The sequence below is a fragment of the Propioniciclava sp. MC1595 genome, assembly GCF_017569205.1.
In the GTDB taxonomy this organism is placed as follows: Bacteria; Actinomycetota; Actinomycetes; order Propionibacteriales; family Propionibacteriaceae; genus Propioniciclava.
In genome coordinates, this window is sequence record NZ_CP071870.1 from 480,746 (window position 1) to 497,925 (window position 17,180).

The 17,180-nt window shown below is 73.3% G+C and carries 16 protein-coding genes and 1 pseudogene; 8 read left to right on the forward strand and 9 right to left on the reverse strand.

The annotated features are described in order from the left end of the window. Window positions 1–17: 17 nt before the first annotated feature. Both J4N02_RS02230 and J4N02_RS02235 read left to right on the forward strand, forming a co-directional pair. Window positions 18–674: pseudogene (locus tag J4N02_RS02230) on the forward strand (carbohydrate ABC transporter permease); the annotation flags it as partial. 32 nt (window positions 675–706) lie between these two features. Beyond that, window positions 707–1,441, forward strand: a complete 735-nt coding sequence (locus tag J4N02_RS02235) for a DUF3152 domain-containing protein (protein ID WP_188334298.1) — start codon at window positions 707–709, stop codon at window positions 1,439–1,441. A gap of 15 nt (window positions 1,442–1,456) precedes the next feature. On the opposite strand, the gene J4N02_RS02240 is transcribed toward J4N02_RS02235, so the two are convergent. Next, complete coding sequence (locus J4N02_RS02240) at window positions 1,457–1,888, reverse strand: NUDIX domain-containing protein (RefSeq protein ID WP_208091077.1); 432 nt, start codon at window positions 1,886–1,888, stop codon at window positions 1,457–1,459. A 38-nt stretch (window positions 1,889–1,926) separates the two neighbouring features. Between J4N02_RS02240 and yaaA the strand changes: the two genes are divergently transcribed. After that, the gene (gene yaaA / locus J4N02_RS02245; protein WP_182816971.1) at window positions 1,927–2,730 is read left to right on the forward strand and encodes a peroxide stress protein YaaA; all 804 of its coding nucleotides are present in this window, start codon (window positions 1,927–1,929) and stop codon (window positions 2,728–2,730) included. Window positions 2,731–2,754: 24 nt separating this feature from the next. On the opposite strand, the gene J4N02_RS02250 is transcribed toward yaaA, so the two are convergent. Further along, window positions 2,755–3,318 (reverse strand): histidine phosphatase family protein, encoded by a 564-nt coding sequence (locus J4N02_RS02250; protein ID WP_188334299.1) that lies wholly within the window; start codon window positions 3,316–3,318, stop codon window positions 2,755–2,757. Between the two features lie 44 nt (window positions 3,319–3,362). On the opposite strand from J4N02_RS02250, the gene J4N02_RS02255 reads away from it, so the two are divergent. Next, window positions 3,363–3,896, forward strand: coding sequence for a bifunctional adenosylcobinamide kinase/adenosylcobinamide-phosphate guanylyltransferase (locus J4N02_RS02255; protein ID WP_243760850.1), 534 nt, complete (start codon window positions 3,363–3,365; stop codon window positions 3,894–3,896). A 14-nt stretch (window positions 3,897–3,910) separates the two neighbouring features. On the opposite strand, the gene J4N02_RS02260 is transcribed toward J4N02_RS02255, so the two are convergent. Beyond that, entirely contained in the window at window positions 3,911–4,699 is a 789-nt protein-coding gene (locus J4N02_RS02260; RefSeq protein ID WP_188334300.1) for an adenosylcobinamide-GDP ribazoletransferase, read from the reverse strand. Further along, window positions 4,696–5,712 carry a nicotinate-nucleotide--dimethylbenzimidazole phosphoribosyltransferase gene (gene cobT / locus J4N02_RS02265; RefSeq protein ID WP_188334301.1) on the reverse strand — a complete coding sequence of 339 codons (1,017 nt, stop codon included), beginning with the start codon at window positions 5,710–5,712 and terminating at the stop codon, window positions 4,696–4,698. Before cobT ends, J4N02_RS02260 begins: the two co-directional genes overlap by 4 nt. 44 nt (window positions 5,713–5,756) lie before the next feature. Between cobT and J4N02_RS17140 the strand changes: the two genes are divergently transcribed. Then, entirely contained in the window at window positions 5,757–6,386 is a 630-nt protein-coding gene (locus tag J4N02_RS17140; protein WP_188334302.1) for a YigZ family protein, read from the forward strand. A gap of 31 nt (window positions 6,387–6,417) precedes the next feature. Here the strand turns inward: J4N02_RS17140 and J4N02_RS02275 are convergent, their stop codons facing one another. After that, the gene (locus J4N02_RS02275; RefSeq protein WP_188334303.1) at window positions 6,418–7,422 is read right to left on the reverse strand and encodes an acyl-CoA thioester hydrolase/BAAT C-terminal domain-containing protein; all 1,005 of its coding nucleotides are present in this window, start codon (window positions 7,420–7,422) and stop codon (window positions 6,418–6,420) included. Between the two features lie 111 nt (window positions 7,423–7,533). On the opposite strand from J4N02_RS02275, the gene J4N02_RS02280 reads away from it, so the two are divergent. Further along, entirely contained in the window at window positions 7,534–8,877 is a 1,344-nt protein-coding gene (locus J4N02_RS02280) for an HNH endonuclease signature motif containing protein (RefSeq protein ID WP_188334304.1), read from the forward strand. Window positions 8,878–8,917: 40 nt separating this feature from the next. On the opposite strand, the gene J4N02_RS02285 is transcribed toward J4N02_RS02280, so the two are convergent. Continuing rightward, window positions 8,918–9,307 carry a VOC family protein gene (locus J4N02_RS02285; protein WP_182816984.1) on the reverse strand — a complete coding sequence of 130 codons (390 nt, stop codon included), beginning with the start codon at window positions 9,305–9,307 and terminating at the stop codon, window positions 8,918–8,920. A gap of 128 nt (window positions 9,308–9,435) precedes the next feature. Further along, the gene (locus J4N02_RS02290) at window positions 9,436–10,911 is read right to left on the reverse strand and encodes a DHA2 family efflux MFS transporter permease subunit (protein ID WP_188334305.1); all 1,476 of its coding nucleotides are present in this window, start codon (window positions 10,909–10,911) and stop codon (window positions 9,436–9,438) included. A gap of 167 nt (window positions 10,912–11,078) precedes the next feature. On the opposite strand from J4N02_RS02290, the gene J4N02_RS02295 reads away from it, so the two are divergent. Then, window positions 11,079–12,500 carry an ATP-binding protein gene (locus J4N02_RS02295; RefSeq protein WP_188334306.1) on the forward strand — a complete coding sequence of 474 codons (1,422 nt, stop codon included), beginning with the start codon at window positions 11,079–11,081 and terminating at the stop codon, window positions 12,498–12,500. Then, complete coding sequence (locus J4N02_RS02300; RefSeq protein ID WP_188334307.1) at window positions 12,497–13,570, forward strand: hypothetical protein; 1,074 nt, start codon at window positions 12,497–12,499, stop codon at window positions 13,568–13,570. Before J4N02_RS02295 ends, J4N02_RS02300 begins: the two co-directional genes overlap by 4 nt. 45 nt (window positions 13,571–13,615) lie before the next feature. On the opposite strand, the gene J4N02_RS02305 is transcribed toward J4N02_RS02300, so the two are convergent. Together J4N02_RS02305 and J4N02_RS02310 are read right to left on the reverse strand one after the other, a co-directional pair. Continuing rightward, complete coding sequence (locus tag J4N02_RS02305) at window positions 13,616–15,325, reverse strand: glycoside hydrolase family 13 protein (protein ID WP_188334308.1); 1,710 nt, start codon at window positions 15,323–15,325, stop codon at window positions 13,616–13,618. Between the two features lie 78 nt (window positions 15,326–15,403). Continuing rightward, window positions 15,404–17,170: a sugar-binding domain-containing protein gene (locus J4N02_RS02310; RefSeq protein ID WP_188334309.1), complete on the reverse strand. Its 1,767-nt coding sequence runs from the start codon at window positions 17,168–17,170 to the stop codon at window positions 15,404–15,406. Window positions 17,171–17,180: the final 10 nt, after the last annotated feature.

Consider the following 17,180-nt stretch of genomic DNA (forward strand, 5'->3'; position numbering starts at 1 on the left):
GAGGCGCTTCTCGATGAAGCCGAACAGCACGATCACGGGGACGACGGTGGCGCTGGGTCGGCAACTCGGTGTTCTACTCGCTGGTCGCCGGGGTGGTCGGCACCCTGGTTTCGGTCGCGGCGGGGTACGGCCTGAGCAAGTTCCGGACGCCGGGTGGCGTCGTCGTGCAGGGCATGGTCCTGGCGGGGCTGCTGTTCCCGGTGGCGCTGATGACGGTGCCGCTGTACCTGATGTTCCACTCGATGGGGCTGGTCAACACCCCGTGGGCGGTCATCATCCCGTCGTGCGTGTCGCCGTTCGGCGTGTTCCTCGGCCGCATCTACGTCGAGGCCTCGGTGCCCGACGAACTGCTCGAGGCCGCCCGGCTCGACGGGGCGTCCGAGCTGCGGGTGTTCTTCCAGATCGTGCTGCGCCTGCTGGCGCCGGCGATGGTGACGATCTTCCTGTTCATCTTCGTCGCGACCTGGAACAACTTCCTGCTGCCGCTGATGATGGTCACCTCGACCGAGCTCAAGCCGGTCACGGTCGGCCTGTACGGGATGATGGGCTACTTCAACCCCGAGTACGGCGCCGTGCTGCAGGGCGCGCTGCTCGGCGTGCTGCCGCTGATCGTGCTGCTCATCACGCTGCAGCGCTACTGGCAGGCCGGCCTGACCTCCGGCGCGGTCAAGTAGGAGTGTCGGGCCCATCGCCTAGGGTGAGGGACATGCCAGCGAGCCCGTCCCGACCCCAGCCGTACCGGGTCTGGTGGCTCGTCTTCGTGGTGATCCTTGCCGTGCTGGCCATGCTGTGGGGGTGGATGGCGCAGCGCGCGCCCGAGGAGTACGCGCCGGCCCCGGCCGCGAAGTCCCCGTCGCCCAGCCCGACGCCCGAGATCCCCGAGATCGCGCGGCAGGAGGTCTGGACGTCCGACACGGTGGCGTCGGGCGCCTACCTGACCAACACGATCACGCTCGAGCCGGGCATCACCGCGCCCACCGTCGTGCCGTACGTGGTGAACGTGGAGGACACCACCGAGCTCGACCCCGACGAGGTCGCCCGCGAGGTGCAGGCCACCTTCGACGACGAGCGCGGCTGGGCCGGCTACGGCAAGCGCACGTTCCAGTTGGTCGCCGACGTCGACGCCGCCGAGCTGGTGATCTACGTGACCTCGCCCGACACCACCGACGAGCTGTGCGCCCCGCTGGAGACCGGCGGCAAGTGGAACTGCCGCAACGGCAAGAACGTCGTGCTGAACTCCGACCGGTGGAAGTACATGACGCCCACCTACGACGACCTCGGCACGTACCGGGCTTACCTCGTCAACCACGAGGTCGGGCACTTCCTGGGCCAGGGGCACGTCGCCTGCCCGAAGGCGGGGGCAACGGCGCCGGTCATGATGCAGCAGAGCATCGACCTCGGCGGGTGCGTGCCCAACGCCTGGCCGCGCGACGCCGACTGAGCCCGCGGCGTCCGGTCAGCGGCCGAGGGCCCGCAGGGCCAGCATGACGATGTCGGCCAGCGGCTGGTCGGCCAGGGCGGCCATGGGCACCCAGCGCGCGAAGTCGGTCGTGCCCTCCTCCTCGAGGGTGCCGAGCTCGCCGCCGGTGATGGTCGCCGCGAACAGGAACCGCTGGGCGCGGATGGGCGCGCGGTCCGGCCGGGCGGGCCAGGTGAGGTGGTCCTCGGCCAGGAGCGGGCCGAGCTCGACGGTGTAGCCGGTCTCCTCCAGCACCTCGCGGACGACGCCCGCCGACAGGGGCTCGTCGAACTCGATGCCACCGCCGGGCAGGCTCCAGCCCGGGTCGGCCTTGCCCTGCTCGCCGTTGTACCAGGCCAGCAGGATGCGGTCGCCGTCGGTGATCACGCCGTAGCCGGCGATCCGGACGTGGTACTCGGTGAAGTGCACGCAGGCGACAGTAGCGCCCGCTCGGCTAGCCTCGGGGCGTGATCACGCTGCTGTCCCCGGCGAAGTCGCTGGACTACGAGACCAAGCCCGCCACTCGCAAGCACACCGAGCCGCGCCTGCTCGCGCAGAGCTCGGAACTCATCGACGTGCTGCGCGAGCTGCCGGCGTCCGAGATCGCGTCGCTCATGCACATCTCCGACGACCTCGCCGCGCTCAACGCCCAGCGCTACGCCGACTTCGCGCCGCCGTTCACGACGAAGAACGCCAAGCAGGCGGTGCTCGCGTTCGACGGCGACGTCTACCAGGGCCTGGACGCCCCGGCCTTCGGTGAGCGGGACTTCACCGAGGCGCAGAAGACCGTCCGGATCCTGTCGGGGCTCTACGGCGTGCTGCGCCCGCTCGACCTGATGCAGCCCTACCGGCTGGAGATGGGGACGCGGCTGAGGACGGGGCGCGGGGCGTCGCTGTACGCGTGGTGGGGTGACCGGATCTCGGAGGTGCTGCGGGACGACCTGGCCGAGTCGCCCGGCGCCGACGTGGTGGTCAACCTGGCCTCGGACGAGTACTTCAAGGCGGTGCGGCCCGAGGTGCTCGGGGCTCGCATCGTCGCCCCCCGGTTCGAGGACACCGACGCGCGGGGCACCCGCAAGATCGTCTCTTTCTACGCCAAGCGGGCCCGCGGCACGATGGCGGGCTGGCTGGTGCGCAACCGCGTGCGGACGGCGTCGGCGCTGACCGGGTTCGACGCGGACGGGTACCGCTACGACAAGGCGGCCTCCACGCCCGACGTGCCGGTGTTCGTGCGGTCGTTCGAGGACAGGCCGGTGCCGGCGGGGGCCTGATGGCTGGTCGCGGGTGGTGCGGGGTCAGGTGGCCGGGACCGGCGGCGGCGCGTTGACGATGCCGCCGTTCGGCAGGTCGAACCACTCGATGTCGCGCGCGCCGTGGCCGCGCAGCAGCGACATGCCGATCTGGATCACGTGGCCGTGGGTGACCAGCACCACCGGCCCGGGGTGGGCGGCCTCGATGCGCACGAAGGTGTCGAGCACGCGGGCGTAGACGTCGGCGACCGACTCGCCGCCGCCCCAGCGCACCTCGTTGATGTGCTCGCGGCCGGGGCTGGACGCGGTCAGGTCGCCGAACAGCTCGCCCTGCATCGATCCGAAGTGCTGCTCGCGCAGGCCCGGCTCGACGAAGAGGGGCAGGTCGAGCACGCCGGCGATGATCCGGGCGGTGGCGTGGGCGCGCTGCAGGTCGGAGGTGATGACGGCGGTGAGGTCGCGGCGTCCGGCCAGGAGGACCGCGGCCCCTTCGGCCTGGGTGTACCCCAGCGTGGTGAGGGGGCTGTCGAGCTGGCCCACGACGCGCCCCTGGGCGTTCGCCACGCACTGCCCGTGGCGGACGAAGGTGAAGCGGGGGCTGCTGCTCACGGCCCCCAACATAGACCGCGGGCAGGCTCGGTAGGGTGCGGATCGTGGAACGGATCCTGGTCACCGGCGGTGTGCGCTGTGGTAAGTCGCGCTGGGCCGAGCAGACGATGCTCGAGCTCGGCACGTCGGTGACCTACGTCACGCCCGGCTACCCCGCCGAGCCCGACGTCGACCCCGAGTGGGCGGCCCGCGTGGCCGCGCACCGGCTGGCGCGGCCGGCGTCGTGGGCGACGGTCGAGACCGTGGACGTGGCTGCCGCGGTGCGAGCCGAGCCCGGGCCCGTGCTCGTCGACTGCGTCGGCACGTGGCTGACCCGCCAGCTGGACGCCGTGGGCTGGGACACCCCCCGCCCGGTCGCGACGTCCGAGCTCGAGCGCCGGATCGCCGACCTGGCCTCGGCCGTGGCCGAACACCCCGGGCCGATCGTGCTGGTCACCAACGAGGTGGGCTGGGGTGTGGTGTCCGAGCACGCGTCGGGGCGGCTGTTCGCCGACCTGCTCGGCCGGGCCAACCAGGCGCTCGGGGCGGTCTGCGACGACGTTGTGCTGCTGGTGGCGGGGCGGCCGCTGCACCTGTAGGGGCGCGCTCGCGCTCAGCGGATCGCGAGGCCCAGCAGCAGGCCCAGCGTCATCAGCTCGACCACCGCGCCGAGGACGTCGCCGGTGATGCCGCCCAGCTTGCGGACCGCGGCGTACAGGGTGGCCGTGGTCAGGGCGAGCCCGATCACCATGCCCCACACCCAGGCGTGCCGGGGCACGTCGGCGCCCAGCTGGCTCGCGAGCGCGTCGGTGAGCACCATGCCGACCAGCACCAGCCCGATGTGCAGCGCCGTGACCAGCCACGACGGCACCGAACCGGCGACCGCCGCGCCGAGGCCCTCCGGGCGCGCCGAGGGGATGACCGTGGAACAGGCCGAGGCGAGCGCGAGGCGTCCGGTGGCGAGGGCGAGCGCCGCCAGGACCCAGCCCCACGGGCGGGCCAGGAGGTCGCCGAGGAGCGCGGCCTGGAGGCCCAGCACGAGGACGAGCGCGGTGGTGCCCATGGGCCCGACGTCGCCGCGCCGCATGATCTCCAGGGCCCGGTCGGCCGGACGCCCCGAGCCCAGCCCGTCGGCGGTGTCGGCCAGCCCGTCGGCGTGGATGGCGCGGGTGGCGAGCTGGATGATCCCGACGGTGACGAGGCCGGCGGCCAGGGGCGGGACGCCGACCAGCGTCAGTCCCCAGCCCGCGGCGGCGGCCGCGGCCATGACCGGCAGGACGACCAGCCAACCCAGGCTCATCGCCCCGCGGGCGACCGACCGGTCGACGCGGCGGGGGGCCGGACCGGGGAGGGCGGTGAGGGTCCCCCAGGCGAGGCGGAGCCCGTCGGCGAAGGCGCTCACAGGTCGGCGAGCAGCGTGACCTCGCGGAGCGCGGCCACGGCGGCCTTCAGCACGCCCACGGACAGCACGGCGCCCGACCCCTCGCCCAGGCGCATCTGCAGGTCGAGGATGGGGGTCAGGCCGAGGTGGGTCTGGGCGAGCTCGCAGCCCGGCTCGGTCGAGCGGTGGCCGGCGACCATCCACGCCCGGGCACCCGGGTGCAGCTCGTCGGCCAGGAGCGCCTCGACGCTGGCGATCAGGCCGTCGACCACGACCGGGACTCCCCGGCGGACGGCCCCGCTGATGAAGCCGACCGCGGCGGCGATGTCGGCTGAGCCGAGGGCGGCCAAGCGCTGGCGCGGGTCGCGCGCGCGGTCGCCGATGCGGTCGAGGGCTTGGTCGATCACGGCGACCTTGCCGGCGAGCTTCTTGTCGTCGATGCCGGTGCCGCGGCCGGCGACGTCGGCGCCGCGCAGGTCGAGGCTTGCGGCCAGCAGCGCGGCCGAGGGGGTCGTGTTGCCGATGCCCAGGTCGCCGGCGATGAGCAGCTGCGCGCCCTCGGCGATGGCCTCGGCGGCGATCGTGTCGCCCGCGTCGAGCGCGGCGGCCAGCTCGGACTCGGTCAGGGCGTCCTCGAGGTGGATCGGCCGCGCCGGCCCGATGCGGAACCGCTGCACCTCCTCGGGCACGCCCTCGAGCACGCGCACGCCGAAGTCATAGACGGTGACGGACGCCCCCACGGCCCGGGCGAGCGCGTTCACGCCCGCCCCGCCGGCCAGGATGCCGTGCACCATCGCGGGGGTCACCTCGGCCGGGTACGCCGACACGCCGGACGCCGCCACCCCGTGGTCACCCGCGAACACGACGACGCGCACGTCGGTCAGCGGCCGCGGTGGGCACTCGCCCTGGCAGGCCGCGACCCACGCGGCGAGTTCCTCGAGCCGGCCGAGGGCGCCGACGGGCTTGGCCTGGGCGTCGCTGAGTGCGTGCGCAGCAGCGTGGACGGTCTGGTCTGGCGGGGCGATCGTATTCATCGGGGACCATCTTGGCACGATCCCCCGATGGGAGGATGGGTCCCATGACCCTGTGGCTCCCTCGCGGCTTCGACGCCGAAACGGAGATCGAGGTGCGGCGGTCGCGCTTCATCACCCGGCTGGCCCGGGTCGACGACGAGGACGCCGCCCGCGAGGTCGTCGCCGGGGTGCGGTCCAGCTACCCCGATGCGCGCCACCACTGCCTGGCCTTCGTCGTCGAGGTGCCGGGGGCGCAGCCGGTCGAGCGCTCCTCCGACGACGGCGAGCCCGCCGGGACCGCCGGCATGCCCATGCTCGAGGTGCTCCGCGGCTCGGGGATGTCGAACGTCGTCGCCGTCGTCACCCGCTACTTCGGGGGTGTGCTGCTCGGCACGGGCGGGCTCGTCCGGGCCTACTCCGACGCCGTCGCCGGCGCACTCGAAGGGACGCCGCGGGTGCGGCCGGTCGTCCGGCAGCTCGTCGGGCTGGAGGTCGGGGCGTCCGAGGCCGGCCGGGTGCAGGGCGCGCTGATGAACCGCGGGGTCGACGTGGTGGACGCCGAGTGGGGCGCGTCCGTGCTGCTCACCCTGGCCGTCGACGACCCGGAGGCCGCGCTGCCGCTGGTGCGCGAGGTGGCGCAGGCCGACGTCGAGCTCGTGCCGCTGGGGGAGCAGGTGGTGGAGCTCCCGACCTGATGCAGCCGTGCATCAGGGTGGGCAGGGCGTGTCACCGGGCCGGGTGCCAGGCCGCGAGCGAGGCGTCCAGCACTGTGTCGGACGCCGCGAGCGCGGCCTCGTTGCCCGCGCGGTTCCCGCCCATCGCGAACCCGCCGGCCCAGCCGTCGTGCGCGCCGAACAGGTGGCCGGCCCCGGGGTAGGTGTGCGCCTCGGTGCGGCCGGGGGCCTGCGCGCCCCAGTGCCGCGCGGCGTCGGCGGAGGGCCACATGGCGTCGTCCTCGCCGGCGAAGGCCAGCAGGTGGCCTGAGAGCTTGAACGGGATGGCCGCGCGCTCGGCGTCCGGGTCGTTGGCCAGCGCGCTGGCGTACTGCTCGTACAGGCGGACGGAGGTGTTCAGCAGCATCGCCGCGAACATGGCCGTGACCGACTGCGGGTCTGCGTGGCGGAACGAGACGTAGGGGGCCGGCTCGCCGGCCCACGTCCAGGACGACTTCTCGGTGGCGAAGTCCAGTCCCTGCCACGTGTGGGTCGTGGGCGCGTAGACGACGAGGTTGTCGATGTCGGGGTAGCGGGCCTGCAGGGCGAGGGCGAGCTCGGCGCCCTTGGACGTGCCGATCACGGTGAGGGGGCCGGGGGCGTGCTCGGCGCGCCAGCGGAGGGCGTCCTCGAACGCCTCGAGGGGCACCTCGGCGAGGATTGGTTGCTGCCCCGGCTGCCCGAAGAAGAACAGGCTGAGCACGTGGTAGCCCTGCCCCGCGATGCGGGCGGCGCGGGCGAAGTCGGGCCCGCCGTCGGACCCTCCCCAGATCACGACGAGCCCGTCATGGCTGGGGGTGTCGGGGCTGAGGTGGAAGCCCTGCAGACGGTCCAGGTCGACGCGCTCGACGGTCGCGCCGGGCACGGTCGTGGGATAGGACGCCGGGTCGAGGTTGACCGCGAGCGCGGGCGGTTCTGGGTACCGGAACCCGTTCACGAGCCGCACGGCCAGCAGGAGCAGGGCCAGGGCGAGGAGGACTCCGAGGATGGCGAGCAGGACCTTGCCGAGCTTCTTCATGGGGCCTCCCGGGGTTGGCTCCACGGTAGGCGACCGGGGGAGGTGTTGTCCGGTTGTTGTCCGTCTCGGGGGCGCGTGGAAATTGTCGGTGGGTGCGAATAGCTTGGGTGCATGGAAGACCACCCCCAGGTCGGAGCCACCTTGGCGACCCTCGCGGCCGCCGAGGAACTCGTGCTCGGGCTCGACCACGACGAGCGACGGCTTGCCAGGCCGGCCGACCGGCTGGCGGTGGTGGACGCCTGCGTGCGGCTCGCCGCGGTGGTCGAGAGCCTGCTGGTGGAGGTGGTCGGCGAGGCGGAGCGCGCGGATGCCGCGCGGATCGCGGTGGGCTGCGGGTTGCGCGCGTGGCTGGCCGACCGGCACCGGCTCAACCCGCGGCACGCGGGGGCGCTGATCAAGCGGGCCGAGGCGTTGCGGTCGCTCTCGACGGTGCGGGCGGCGGCGCTGGCGGGGGAGGTCGCGCCGGCCCAGGCGCAGGCGATCGCGAGCGTGCTGAAGGAGTTGCCGGAGGAGCTCGCGGGTGCCGAGCGCGAGCAGGCCGAGGCCGAGATGGTCGCGTTCGCGGGCGAGTTCGACCCCAGCGGGCTGTCGCAGTTGTCGAAGCACCTGCTGGGGGTGGTCGCCCCCGAGAAGGCCGAGGCGCTCGAGGAGGCCCGGCTGGCGGCGCAGGAGAAGCGGTGTCGGCGGGAGCGGCGGGTCACCTTCACCCGCGACGGGGTCGGGGGCGTCCGAGTGAACGCCTACCTGCCGGTGGGCGAGGCGGAGATCCTGATCTCCCAACTCGACGCCCGGGTCAACGCCGTCCTGCACGCCCAGCGGGCCGCCTTGGACCGGGGTGATTCCCTCGTGGCCGTGCGCACCGCGGCCCAGTTGCGGGCCGACGCCCTGCTCGAGCTGGGCTGGTTCGCCGCGTCACAGGGCTGGGCGCCCGGGGCAGACGGGGACCGTCCGCGCGTGCTTGTGCTCCTGTACTACGACCACCTGCGGGCCCTGGCCGAGCAGCACGGCCTGCTCGCCAGTGGTGAGGACATCGCGCCGGGCGACCTGCGGCGCCTCCTGGTCGAGGCGGACGTCCTGCCGGTGGTGCTGGGCGGGCCGTCCGAGGTGCTCGACCTGGGCCGCGGCAACCGCTACGCCGACGCGCTCCAGAGGGTGGCGCTGGCGCTGCGCGACGGCGGGTGCGTGTTCCCGGGCTGCGACATGCCGCCCGGCTGGTGCCACGCCCACCACACGAGGGGCTGGCGCGACGGCGGTGGAACGAACCTCGGCGAGCTCGCGTTGTACTGCCGCCACCACCACCCGATTGTCGAGCCACGCCGCGGCGACCCTCCCTGGCGGTGGCGGCACCAGATGGGCGCCGACGGCGTCCCCGAGGTGGTGCCCCCGAGGCACGTCGACCCCACGCGGACCCCGCGGCGTCACCAGCGGTTCCGCAACCCGAGGCTGCGGCAGTGAGGGCCTGCCGCAGGGCAGGAGTGGCCGGGGCGGCGAGTGATCAGGCCTCGCCGTCGGTGCCTGCTCCGGACGTATCGGTTGTGCCCTCGTAGAGGCCGATGTCGTTGCCGTCGGGGTCGGTGAAGGCGGCGAACCAGCTGGTGTCGCTGATCGGCGTCTTCGGCAGGGTGACCGTGGCGCCCCGCGACCGGGCCTTGGCCAGGACGTCGTCGATCGAGTCGACCTCGACGTAGGACCGGGGCTGGGCGAATCCCTCGTCCCGCGGGGCGAGACCGCCGCCGCTGATGCCGTTGGGGGCCATCCACATGGGGTAGTCCTCGAAGCCGGGCAGTGCGCGGATGTTCCAGCCGAAGAGGTCGGAGTAGAACTCCTGCGCCTTCCCGAGGTCACTCACGGGAATGTCGATGTGCGTGATGTCACCGTGTGCCATGCCCGACGCTAACCCGCGCCTCGCATGGTTGGGAAGGGGGTGCCGCCTGAACGTTGGGTGAACGACGCGGGCTCGCACCCGGGGCCTGCCGAGCCGTTCGGACGCCCCGAGGCGACTGGTGCGACAGCTCAGTGGGCGAACGCGGCGGGGGAGTCGTCGGCGTCGGCGTCCTCGTCCTCGGGTGGGCGACGGAGGAAGAACCCGGCGACGACGGCGGCGGTCCAGACCGCGCCCGCGCCGAGGAACGCCCAGTGCGCGCCTTCGAGCATCGCGCGCGCCTCGGACGCCCCCGCGGCCGCGGCTGCCTCCGACTGCATCGCGAACACCGTGACGAACAGGGCGGTCCCCGCGGCGCCGGCGACCTGCTGGATGGTGCCGATCAGCGCCGACCCGTGCGAGTACAGGCGCCGCGGCAGCGAGCCGAGGGCCACGGTGAACAGCGGCGTGAAGATGAACGCGAACGAGGTGCTCATCAGCATGTGCCCGACGGTGACCAGCCACCACGGCGTCGAGGGGGTGAGGAACGAGAAGGCGACGAACACGCCGAGCACCACGAAGCTGGCGGGCACGACGAGCGCGCGCGGGCCGAGGCGGTCGTAGAGGCGGCCGACGAGCGGGCCCATGACGCCCATGGCCACGCCGCCGGGCAGCATCATCAGGCCGACCTGGATGGGCTCGAGCCCGTACACCCGCTGCAGCAGCAGGGGCAGCATGATGATCGTCCCGAACAGGGCCATCATGCCGATGGCCATCATCATCAGGGCCACGGTGAACGTGCCGAAGGTGAAGGTGCGCAGGTCGAGGAACGCCCGGTCGCGTGACTGCAGTACGAACTGGCGGGCGGCGAAGCCGATGAGGCCGGCGATGCCGACGCCGATGGCGAGCATGGGCTCCCAGAACGGGACGGTGGAGTCGCCGATGAGTGACAACCCGTAGATGAGGGGGCCGAAGGCGAGCACGGTGAGGGGCACCGACACGATGTCCAGCGGGATGGGGCGCGGCTCGTTGGCGTTGCGCAGCTTGGCGCGCCCCAGCGCCAGGATCGCCAGCGCGATCGGCAGGACGAACGCGAAGATGTAGCGCCACGAGCCCAGTTGGAGCAGCAGGCCCGACAGGGTGGGTCCGGTCGCCGGGGCGACCGCGATGACCATCGAGATGTTGCCCATCATCTGGCCGCGGCCGTGAGGCGGCACGAGCTGCATGATCGTCGTCATCAGCAGCGGCATCATGACGGCGGTGCCGGAGGCCTGCACGACGCGTCCGGCCAGCAGCAGCGCGAAGGTGGGCCCGACGGCTGCGATCGCCGTGCCGAGGCTGAACAGGACCATGGCGAGCGTGAACACGGTGCGGGTGTGCAGCCGCTCCAGCAGCCAGCCGGTCACGGGAATGACGATCGCCATCGTCAGCATGAACGCCGTGGTCAGCCACTGCGCGGCGCGCTCGGTGACCCCGAAGTCGCCCATGATGCTGGCGAGCGCGACGTTCATCGTGGTCTCGTTGAGGATCACCACGAAGGCGGCCACGAGCAGGATGATGATGATCGAGCGGTGCCCCGTCGGGGCGTTGCCGGACGCCGCGGGCTCGGTCCTGGCGGGTGCGGTCACGGGTGTCTCCTCGGCGCTCGTGCGGGGCATCGTGGGTCGACGTTGACCGGCGAAATGGAACTGGGGGGCGATCCAGCGTAAGGCGCGGCGGGCCCGCGGCCCAAATGCACTCCGGACGCCGGCCCACGGCTCGGCCGCTTGTCAGGGCGGGCCGCTAGCCTGCGGTCATGGAGGAGACCACCCCCGACCTGTCCGGATTCCTGCGCAACTTCCGTGCCGTCGCCGAGGCGGCCGAGCACGCGGTGGGCGAGACCGACGGCGTCCGGTTCGCCACCGTCGTGGCCGAGCACCTGGGCGGGCCGATCGGCGACATGGCGATCGTGGGGGAGGAGGTCCCCAACCACCGCTACGCGGACTGGGACACCGCCCTCGGCCTGCTCGCCGCCGCCGATCCCGACGGCCGCGAGGTCGGCGTCTCGGGCGGGGAGATGCGCTTCCACCACTCGCTGAGCGACTTCGTGGGGGCCGCGTTCGTCCGGTTCGGCGTGGGCCAGGTCGACTACGTGAGCCTGCCGGTCGGCCACGACGAGCGCCGCCGCGCGATCGGGTTCGGCGTCCGGCTGTTCCGCTACAAGGGGGAGCCGGTCGGCGTCCTCCAGCGGCAGGCGAACCGGCGCTTCGGCCAGGAGTACGGCAGCGTCGAGGTGATCTGCGCCGACCGCGACCTCGCGACCGCGCTCGTGGAGGAGGCGCGGGGCCTCGCCACCGAGCACTCGGTGCTGCGCGGCCAGGTGGTCACCTTCGACGAGACGGGGTACGGCGACGAGTCCGGCGGCATGAGCTTCCTCGCCCGGCCCGAGGTGACGGCCGACCAGGTGATCCTGCCCGCGGACTCCCTGGCCCGGATCGTCCAGCACGTGACCGGCATCGCCGAGCACGCCGCCCTGCTGCGCCGCCACGGCCAGCACCTCAAGCGCGGCCTGCTGCTGTACGGGCCGCCCGGCACGGGCAAGACCCACACCGTGCGCCACGTCATCCACCGCAGCCCGGGGCACACGGTGATCGTGCTGGCCGGCACCGCCCTGCGGTTCGTGTCGCTGGCTGCGGCCGTCGCCCGCCACCTGCAGCCGGCGATCGTCGTGCTGGAGGACTGCGACCTCGTCGCCGAGGACCGGTCGTTCGGGGCCGGCCCCAAGCCCCTGCTCTTCGAGGTGCTCGACGCCATGGACGGGCTGGACGCCGACGCCGACGTCACCTTCCTGCTCACGACGAACCGGGTCGAGACCCTCGAGCGCGCGCTGGTCGAGCGGCCGGGCCGGATCGACCTGGCCGTCGAGATCCCGCTCCCCGACCCATCCGGACGCCGGCGCCTGCTCGAGCTCTACGCCGGCGACATCGCCTACTCCGACGCCGCGCTGGCCGACGCCGCGCGCCGCACCGAGGGCGTGACGGCGTCCTTCGCCAAGGAGCTGATGCGTCGCGCCGTGCTCGAGGCTGCCGTGGCGGGGGAGGAGCCGGGCGACGCCCACCTCACCCGCGCGCTGGACACCCTCATGGGCGAGCGCGAGACCACGACGCGGGCGCTGCTCGGCCACGCGGGGGCCGCGCCGCTGGGGTTCGGGGGCGCCCAGCCGGGGGTGCACCGGTGAGCACGGTCGTCACCGAACTCGCCCTGCCCGACGCCCCCGGCGAACCGGGGCCGCGGGGCGACCGGTTCCGGGAGTTCCACGAGCACATCGAGCGCGCCAACGCCGCCCGGTTCGGGCCCGGCGTCGCCGTCCGCAGCCCCGAGGAGCGGCTGTCGTCCCTGCAGCCCCCGGCCAACGAGCGGCGCCAGGCCTTCGTGGGGCACCGCGACGGCCGGCTCGTGGGCACGGTGCAGCTGTTCACCCCCCAGCTGGAGGCGACCGACGTCGCCGAAATCGTCATCTCGACCGAACCCGGCCTCGACGCCGGCGAGGCCAAGGCCGCGATCGAGGCCCTGCTCGACCACGCCGAGTCCGTCGCCGTGGCCCAGGGTCGCACCGACCTGCGGGGCGACTCCGACGCCGCGGCGTCCGGCCCGGTGGTCGCGGCGACCGGGTACGGCGGCGCGGATCCGGCCGACCCCGAGGTCGCCGCGCTCCTCGAGCGCGGCTACTCCCTCGAGCAGGTGTACCGGATCAGCGTCCTCGACCTGCGCGCCCTGCCCGACCTCGACGAGCGCCTTGCCGCCGCCCGCGCGGGGGCGCCCGGCTACGAGGTCGTCGCGTGGTCCGGCTTCACCCCCGAGCCCTACCGGGCCGGCGTGTGCCGGCTGAAGGAGGGCATGGCGGCGGACGCCCCCGGCGGCGGCGTCCTGTTCGAGCCCGAGGTGTGGGACGACGCCCGCCTCACCGACTTCGAGACGCAGGTCTCCGGGGGCGGCAAAACCATCCGCACGGTGGTCGCGGTCGAGCGCGCCACCGGTGAACTGGTGGGCTTCAGCAGCCTCTTCGTCGGCAGCGCCGTCGTGGTGAACCAGCACGACACCGTCGTGCTCGCCGGCCACCGCGGCCACGGGCTGGGCCTGCTCATGAAGCTGGTGAACCTCGTCGAACTCCGGGAGCACCACCCGCGACACACCCGGGTGGTCACCTGGAACGCCGAGGAGAACCGGCCCATGCTCGCCGTCAACGAGGCCACCGGCTTCAACCCGATCGTCCACGACGGCGTGTGGCAGCGCCGCGTCACGCCCTGACCGCGGGCCCGGAGCGGCCCCCGAGGCACCGACGAGAGGTTGGCCTCAGACGGCCAGCCAGACGGCGGCGTCCGAGGGCAGGCGCCCGTCGACGAGGTCGACCGAGCTGAGCAGCACCTCACCGGCGGGCAACTCGACCGGCTCGGCGCCGAAGTTGACCACGGCCACGGTGCCCGAACCGCGCGTGAACGCGAGCACGTCGCCCCCGTCCAGAGCGTGGAAGGCCAGCGCGTCGGTCCGGAAGTCCGCCCGCTCCCGGCGCAGCTTGAGGGCCGCCCGGTAGAGGTTGAGCGTCGAGGCCGGGTCGGCGTCCTGCTTCTCGGCGGTCAGGTCGGCCCAGCGGGCCGGCTGCGGCAGCCACGGGGACGCGTCCAGGCCGAAGCCAAACGGTGGGGCCTCGCCCGACCACGGCAGCGGCACCCGGCAGCCGTCCCGGCCCCGGACCCGGTGGCCCGACCGCTCCCACGCCGGGTCCTGCAGCAGCTCCTCGGGGATGTCCTCGACCTCGTCCAGCCCGAGCTCCTCGCCCTGGTAGATGTAGGCACCGCCCGGGAGCGCGAACTCCAGGAGGGCGGCGGCGCGGGCGCGACGGCGTCCGAGGTCGATGTCGGTGGGCATGGCGTGCAGCGCGGCACCCAGCTCGATGGGGTCGAGGGCGGCGTCCTCGTGCTCGACGGCTGTGTAGTCCCTCCCGGTGGTCGGCTTGCCGTACCGCGTCGCGACGCGGGTGTTGTCGTGGTTGCCGAGCACCCAGGTCGTCGGCGCGCCCACCGACTCGTGCGCGGGCACGGTCTTGGCGATCACCGCGCGCTGTGAGTCGGCCGACCACGCCGAGACCAGCGCGTCGAAGTTGAAGGTCGTGTGCAGCCGGTCGGGACGCACGTACTCGACCAGCCGCTCGATCGGGTCGAGGTAGGCCTCGGCGACGAACACGCGCCCGCCCAGCTCGGTGTGGGCGTACTCGTCGGCCACCGCCCGCCAGCGGCGCTGGATGGTGGCGACGCCGGGGTGGTCCCACTGCGGCGCGCCGACGCGCTTGTCGTTGCTGCCCAGGCCGGTGTGCGGGTCGACCTCGACGTCGGGCAGGGCGGGGTCCTTGGCCATCGCGTCGGCGACGTCGACCCGGAACCCGTCGATGCCCTTGTCGAACCAGAACCGCAGCACGTCGTCGAACATCGCCGGGATCTCGGGGTTGTCCCAGTTCCAGTCCGGCTGGCTGATGTCGAACAGGTGCAGGTACCACTGGCCGGGCGTGCCGTCGGGGTCGGTGGTGCGCGTCCACGCCGGGCCGCCGAAGATCGAGGCCCAGTTGTTGGGCGGCAGCTCGCCGTCGGCGCCGCGGCCGTCGCGGAAGACGTACCGGTCGCGCTCGGGCGAGCCCGGGGCCGCGGCCAGGGCCTCCTTGAACCACGGGTGCTCCCAGGAGGAGTGGTTCGGCACCAGGTCGATGAGCACCCGGATGCCCAGCTCGTGCGCCTTGGCGATGAACGCGTCGGCGTCGGCGAGCGTGCCGAAGTCGGGGGAGATGTCGTAGTAGTCGGCCACGTCGTAGCCGCCGTCGAGCAGCGGGGAGGGGTACCAGGGGCTCACCCACACGGCGTCGACGCCGAGCTCGGCCAGGTAGGGCAGCTTCTCGGTGATGCCCCGGACGTCACCGGTCCCATCGTTGTCCGCGTCCGCGAACGAGCGCGGGTACACCTGGTACACCACGGCGTGGCGCCACCAGTCGGGGTCGAGGAAGTGCGGGTTGCTCATGGGTCAAGCCAACCGCCGCCGAGTGAGCCGGGTCAAGCGATTCCGCGATCTTTTCTCCGACTCAAAGAAAAACGCCGGTCACTCCTCGCGGATCGCCGCCCGCAGCTCTGCGATCGGGGCCTTGGGCGTCCGGTCGGGCCAGGCCAGGCCGTTCTGTTCCTGCAGGCAGTCGGTGAGCTGGGTCCAGCAGAAGCCCACCAGCCCGGACGCCGTCCCGACCCGGGCGACCAGGGCCCGGACCCGCTCGACCAGGGCCTCGGCGTCCGCAACCTCGCCGTAGCCCCACGAGTCGTCGCCGTCGCGCAGGGTCACCCCGCCGAACTCGCTCAGCACGACCGGCGTCCCCGCGACAGGGGCGTCGACCAGCAGGACCTTGCCGCCCGGCCGGTCGCCGGTCAGGGTGGCCGCGACCGCCTCCGCCGAGCCGTAGCGGCGTCCCAACACCTCGGGGTCGTGGCTGTAGTCGTGCACGCCGACGAGGTCGCCGGCGACGTTCTCCCAGCCGTCGTTGCCGATCGCGAGGCGCGACGGGTCGAGGGCCTTGGCCAGCCAGTACCCCGCGCGCACGGCCGCCTGCTGCCACGGCGAGTCGGCCACGCCGGGGACGCCCCAGCTCTCGTTGTAGGGCACCCACGCGACCACGCACGGGTGGTTCCGGTCGCGGGCGACCAGCTCGGTGAGCGTGCGGGCCACCAGATCGGTGGAGCGTTGCGTGTACACGTACGCGGCAGGAACGTCGGCCCAGACCATGAGCCCGACCTCGTCGCACGCCCGCAGGAACCGGGGGTCGGCGCTGGCCTGGTGCATCCGCAGCCCGTTGAACCCGAGCCCCTTGATCAGCTCGGCCTCGGCGCGCAACGCCTCGAGGGAGGGCGCGGTGAAGTGGGTCTCGGGCCAGTAGGCCTGCTCCAGCACCAGCCGCGAGAAGACGGCGACCCCGTTGAGCTCGACCACCCCGTCCCGCACCCGCACGTGGCGCAGGCCGGTGTAGGAGGCGATCTCGTCCAGCACCTCGTCGCCGCGCAGCAGCCGCACCCGGATGTCGATCAGCAGGGGCAGGTCGGGGCTCCAGTAGAGGAAGGGGGTGTCGGCGTGCGCCGCCTTGCCCAGCCGTGCGTGCACCTCGACGGCGGCAGCGGTGGCGGTGGTTGTCACCGTGGCCAGCGGCTGCCCCATGCAGGCGTAGGACGCCTCGACGGCCAGGTCTTCGTCCTCGGCCCAGCCCTCGATGCGGATGTCGCCGCGGAGGCGGCCGAACGTGTCCAGCGTCGTCCAGGCCACGGACGCCAGCCGGGTCGCGGGCACGACCTCGAGCCACACCGAGCGCCAGATCCCCGACGATCGGCCGTACCAGATGGCGTGCGGCTGGTCGTGCCAGTCCTGCTTGCCGCGGGGCTGTTCGAGTTCGCGGGCCAGGTCGGTCGCGGCGATGACGACCTCGTGGCCGGGGCCCTCGCCCAGGGCGTCCGTGATGTCGAGCGTGAACGGGGTGTAGCCGCCCTCGTGCCTGCCGACGAACTGCCCGTCGACCCACACGCGGGCCTCGTGGTCAACGCCCTCGCAGTGCAGCAGCAGCCGCTCGCCGGGCCCGGGCGCCTCGATGTCCGAGCCCAGCGTGAACGTGCGCCGGTAGCGCGGGTGGTCGCAGCGCTCCAGCCCCAGTCCCGAGGCGGGCGACTCGGGCGGGAAGGGCACCTCGATCGTGCGGTCCCACGCCCAGTCGGCAGGTGTGTCGTTCGGGTGGCCCTCGCAGAAGTCCCACGCGCCGTCGAGCAGGGCCCAGCGGGGCCGCGCGAAGGTGGGGCAGGGGTGGTCGGGGGCGGGCCGGGTGGGAACGTCGACCATGGGAACCTCC

Excerpts from the sequence above, each read along its gene's own strand:
- J4N02_RS02310 (WP_188334309.1), bottom strand. The coding sequence starts at position 17,170 with ATGGTCGACGTTCCCACCCGGCCCGCCCCCGACCACCCCTGCCCCACC.
- J4N02_RS02295 (WP_188334306.1), top strand. The coding sequence starts at position 11,079 with ATGGAGGAGACCACCCCCGACCTGTCCGGATTCCTGCGCAACTTCCGT.
- cobT (WP_188334301.1), bottom strand. The coding sequence starts at position 5,712 with ATGAATACGATCGCCCCGCCAGACCAGACCGTCCACGCTGCTGCGCAC.
- J4N02_RS02305 (WP_188334308.1), bottom strand. The coding sequence starts at position 15,325 with ATGAGCAACCCGCACTTCCTCGACCCCGACTGGTGGCGCCACGCCGTG.
- J4N02_RS02285 (WP_182816984.1), bottom strand. The coding sequence starts at position 9,307 with ATGGCACACGGTGACATCACGCACATCGACATTCCCGTGAGTGACCTC.
- J4N02_RS02235 (WP_188334298.1), top strand. The coding sequence starts at position 707 with ATGCCAGCGAGCCCGTCCCGACCCCAGCCGTACCGGGTCTGGTGGCTC.
- J4N02_RS02280 (WP_188334304.1), top strand. The coding sequence starts at position 7,534 with ATGGAAGACCACCCCCAGGTCGGAGCCACCTTGGCGACCCTCGCGGCC.
- J4N02_RS17140 (WP_188334302.1), top strand. The coding sequence starts at position 5,757 with ATGACCCTGTGGCTCCCTCGCGGCTTCGACGCCGAAACGGAGATCGAG.
- J4N02_RS02275 (WP_188334303.1), bottom strand. The coding sequence starts at position 7,422 with ATGAAGAAGCTCGGCAAGGTCCTGCTCGCCATCCTCGGAGTCCTCCTC.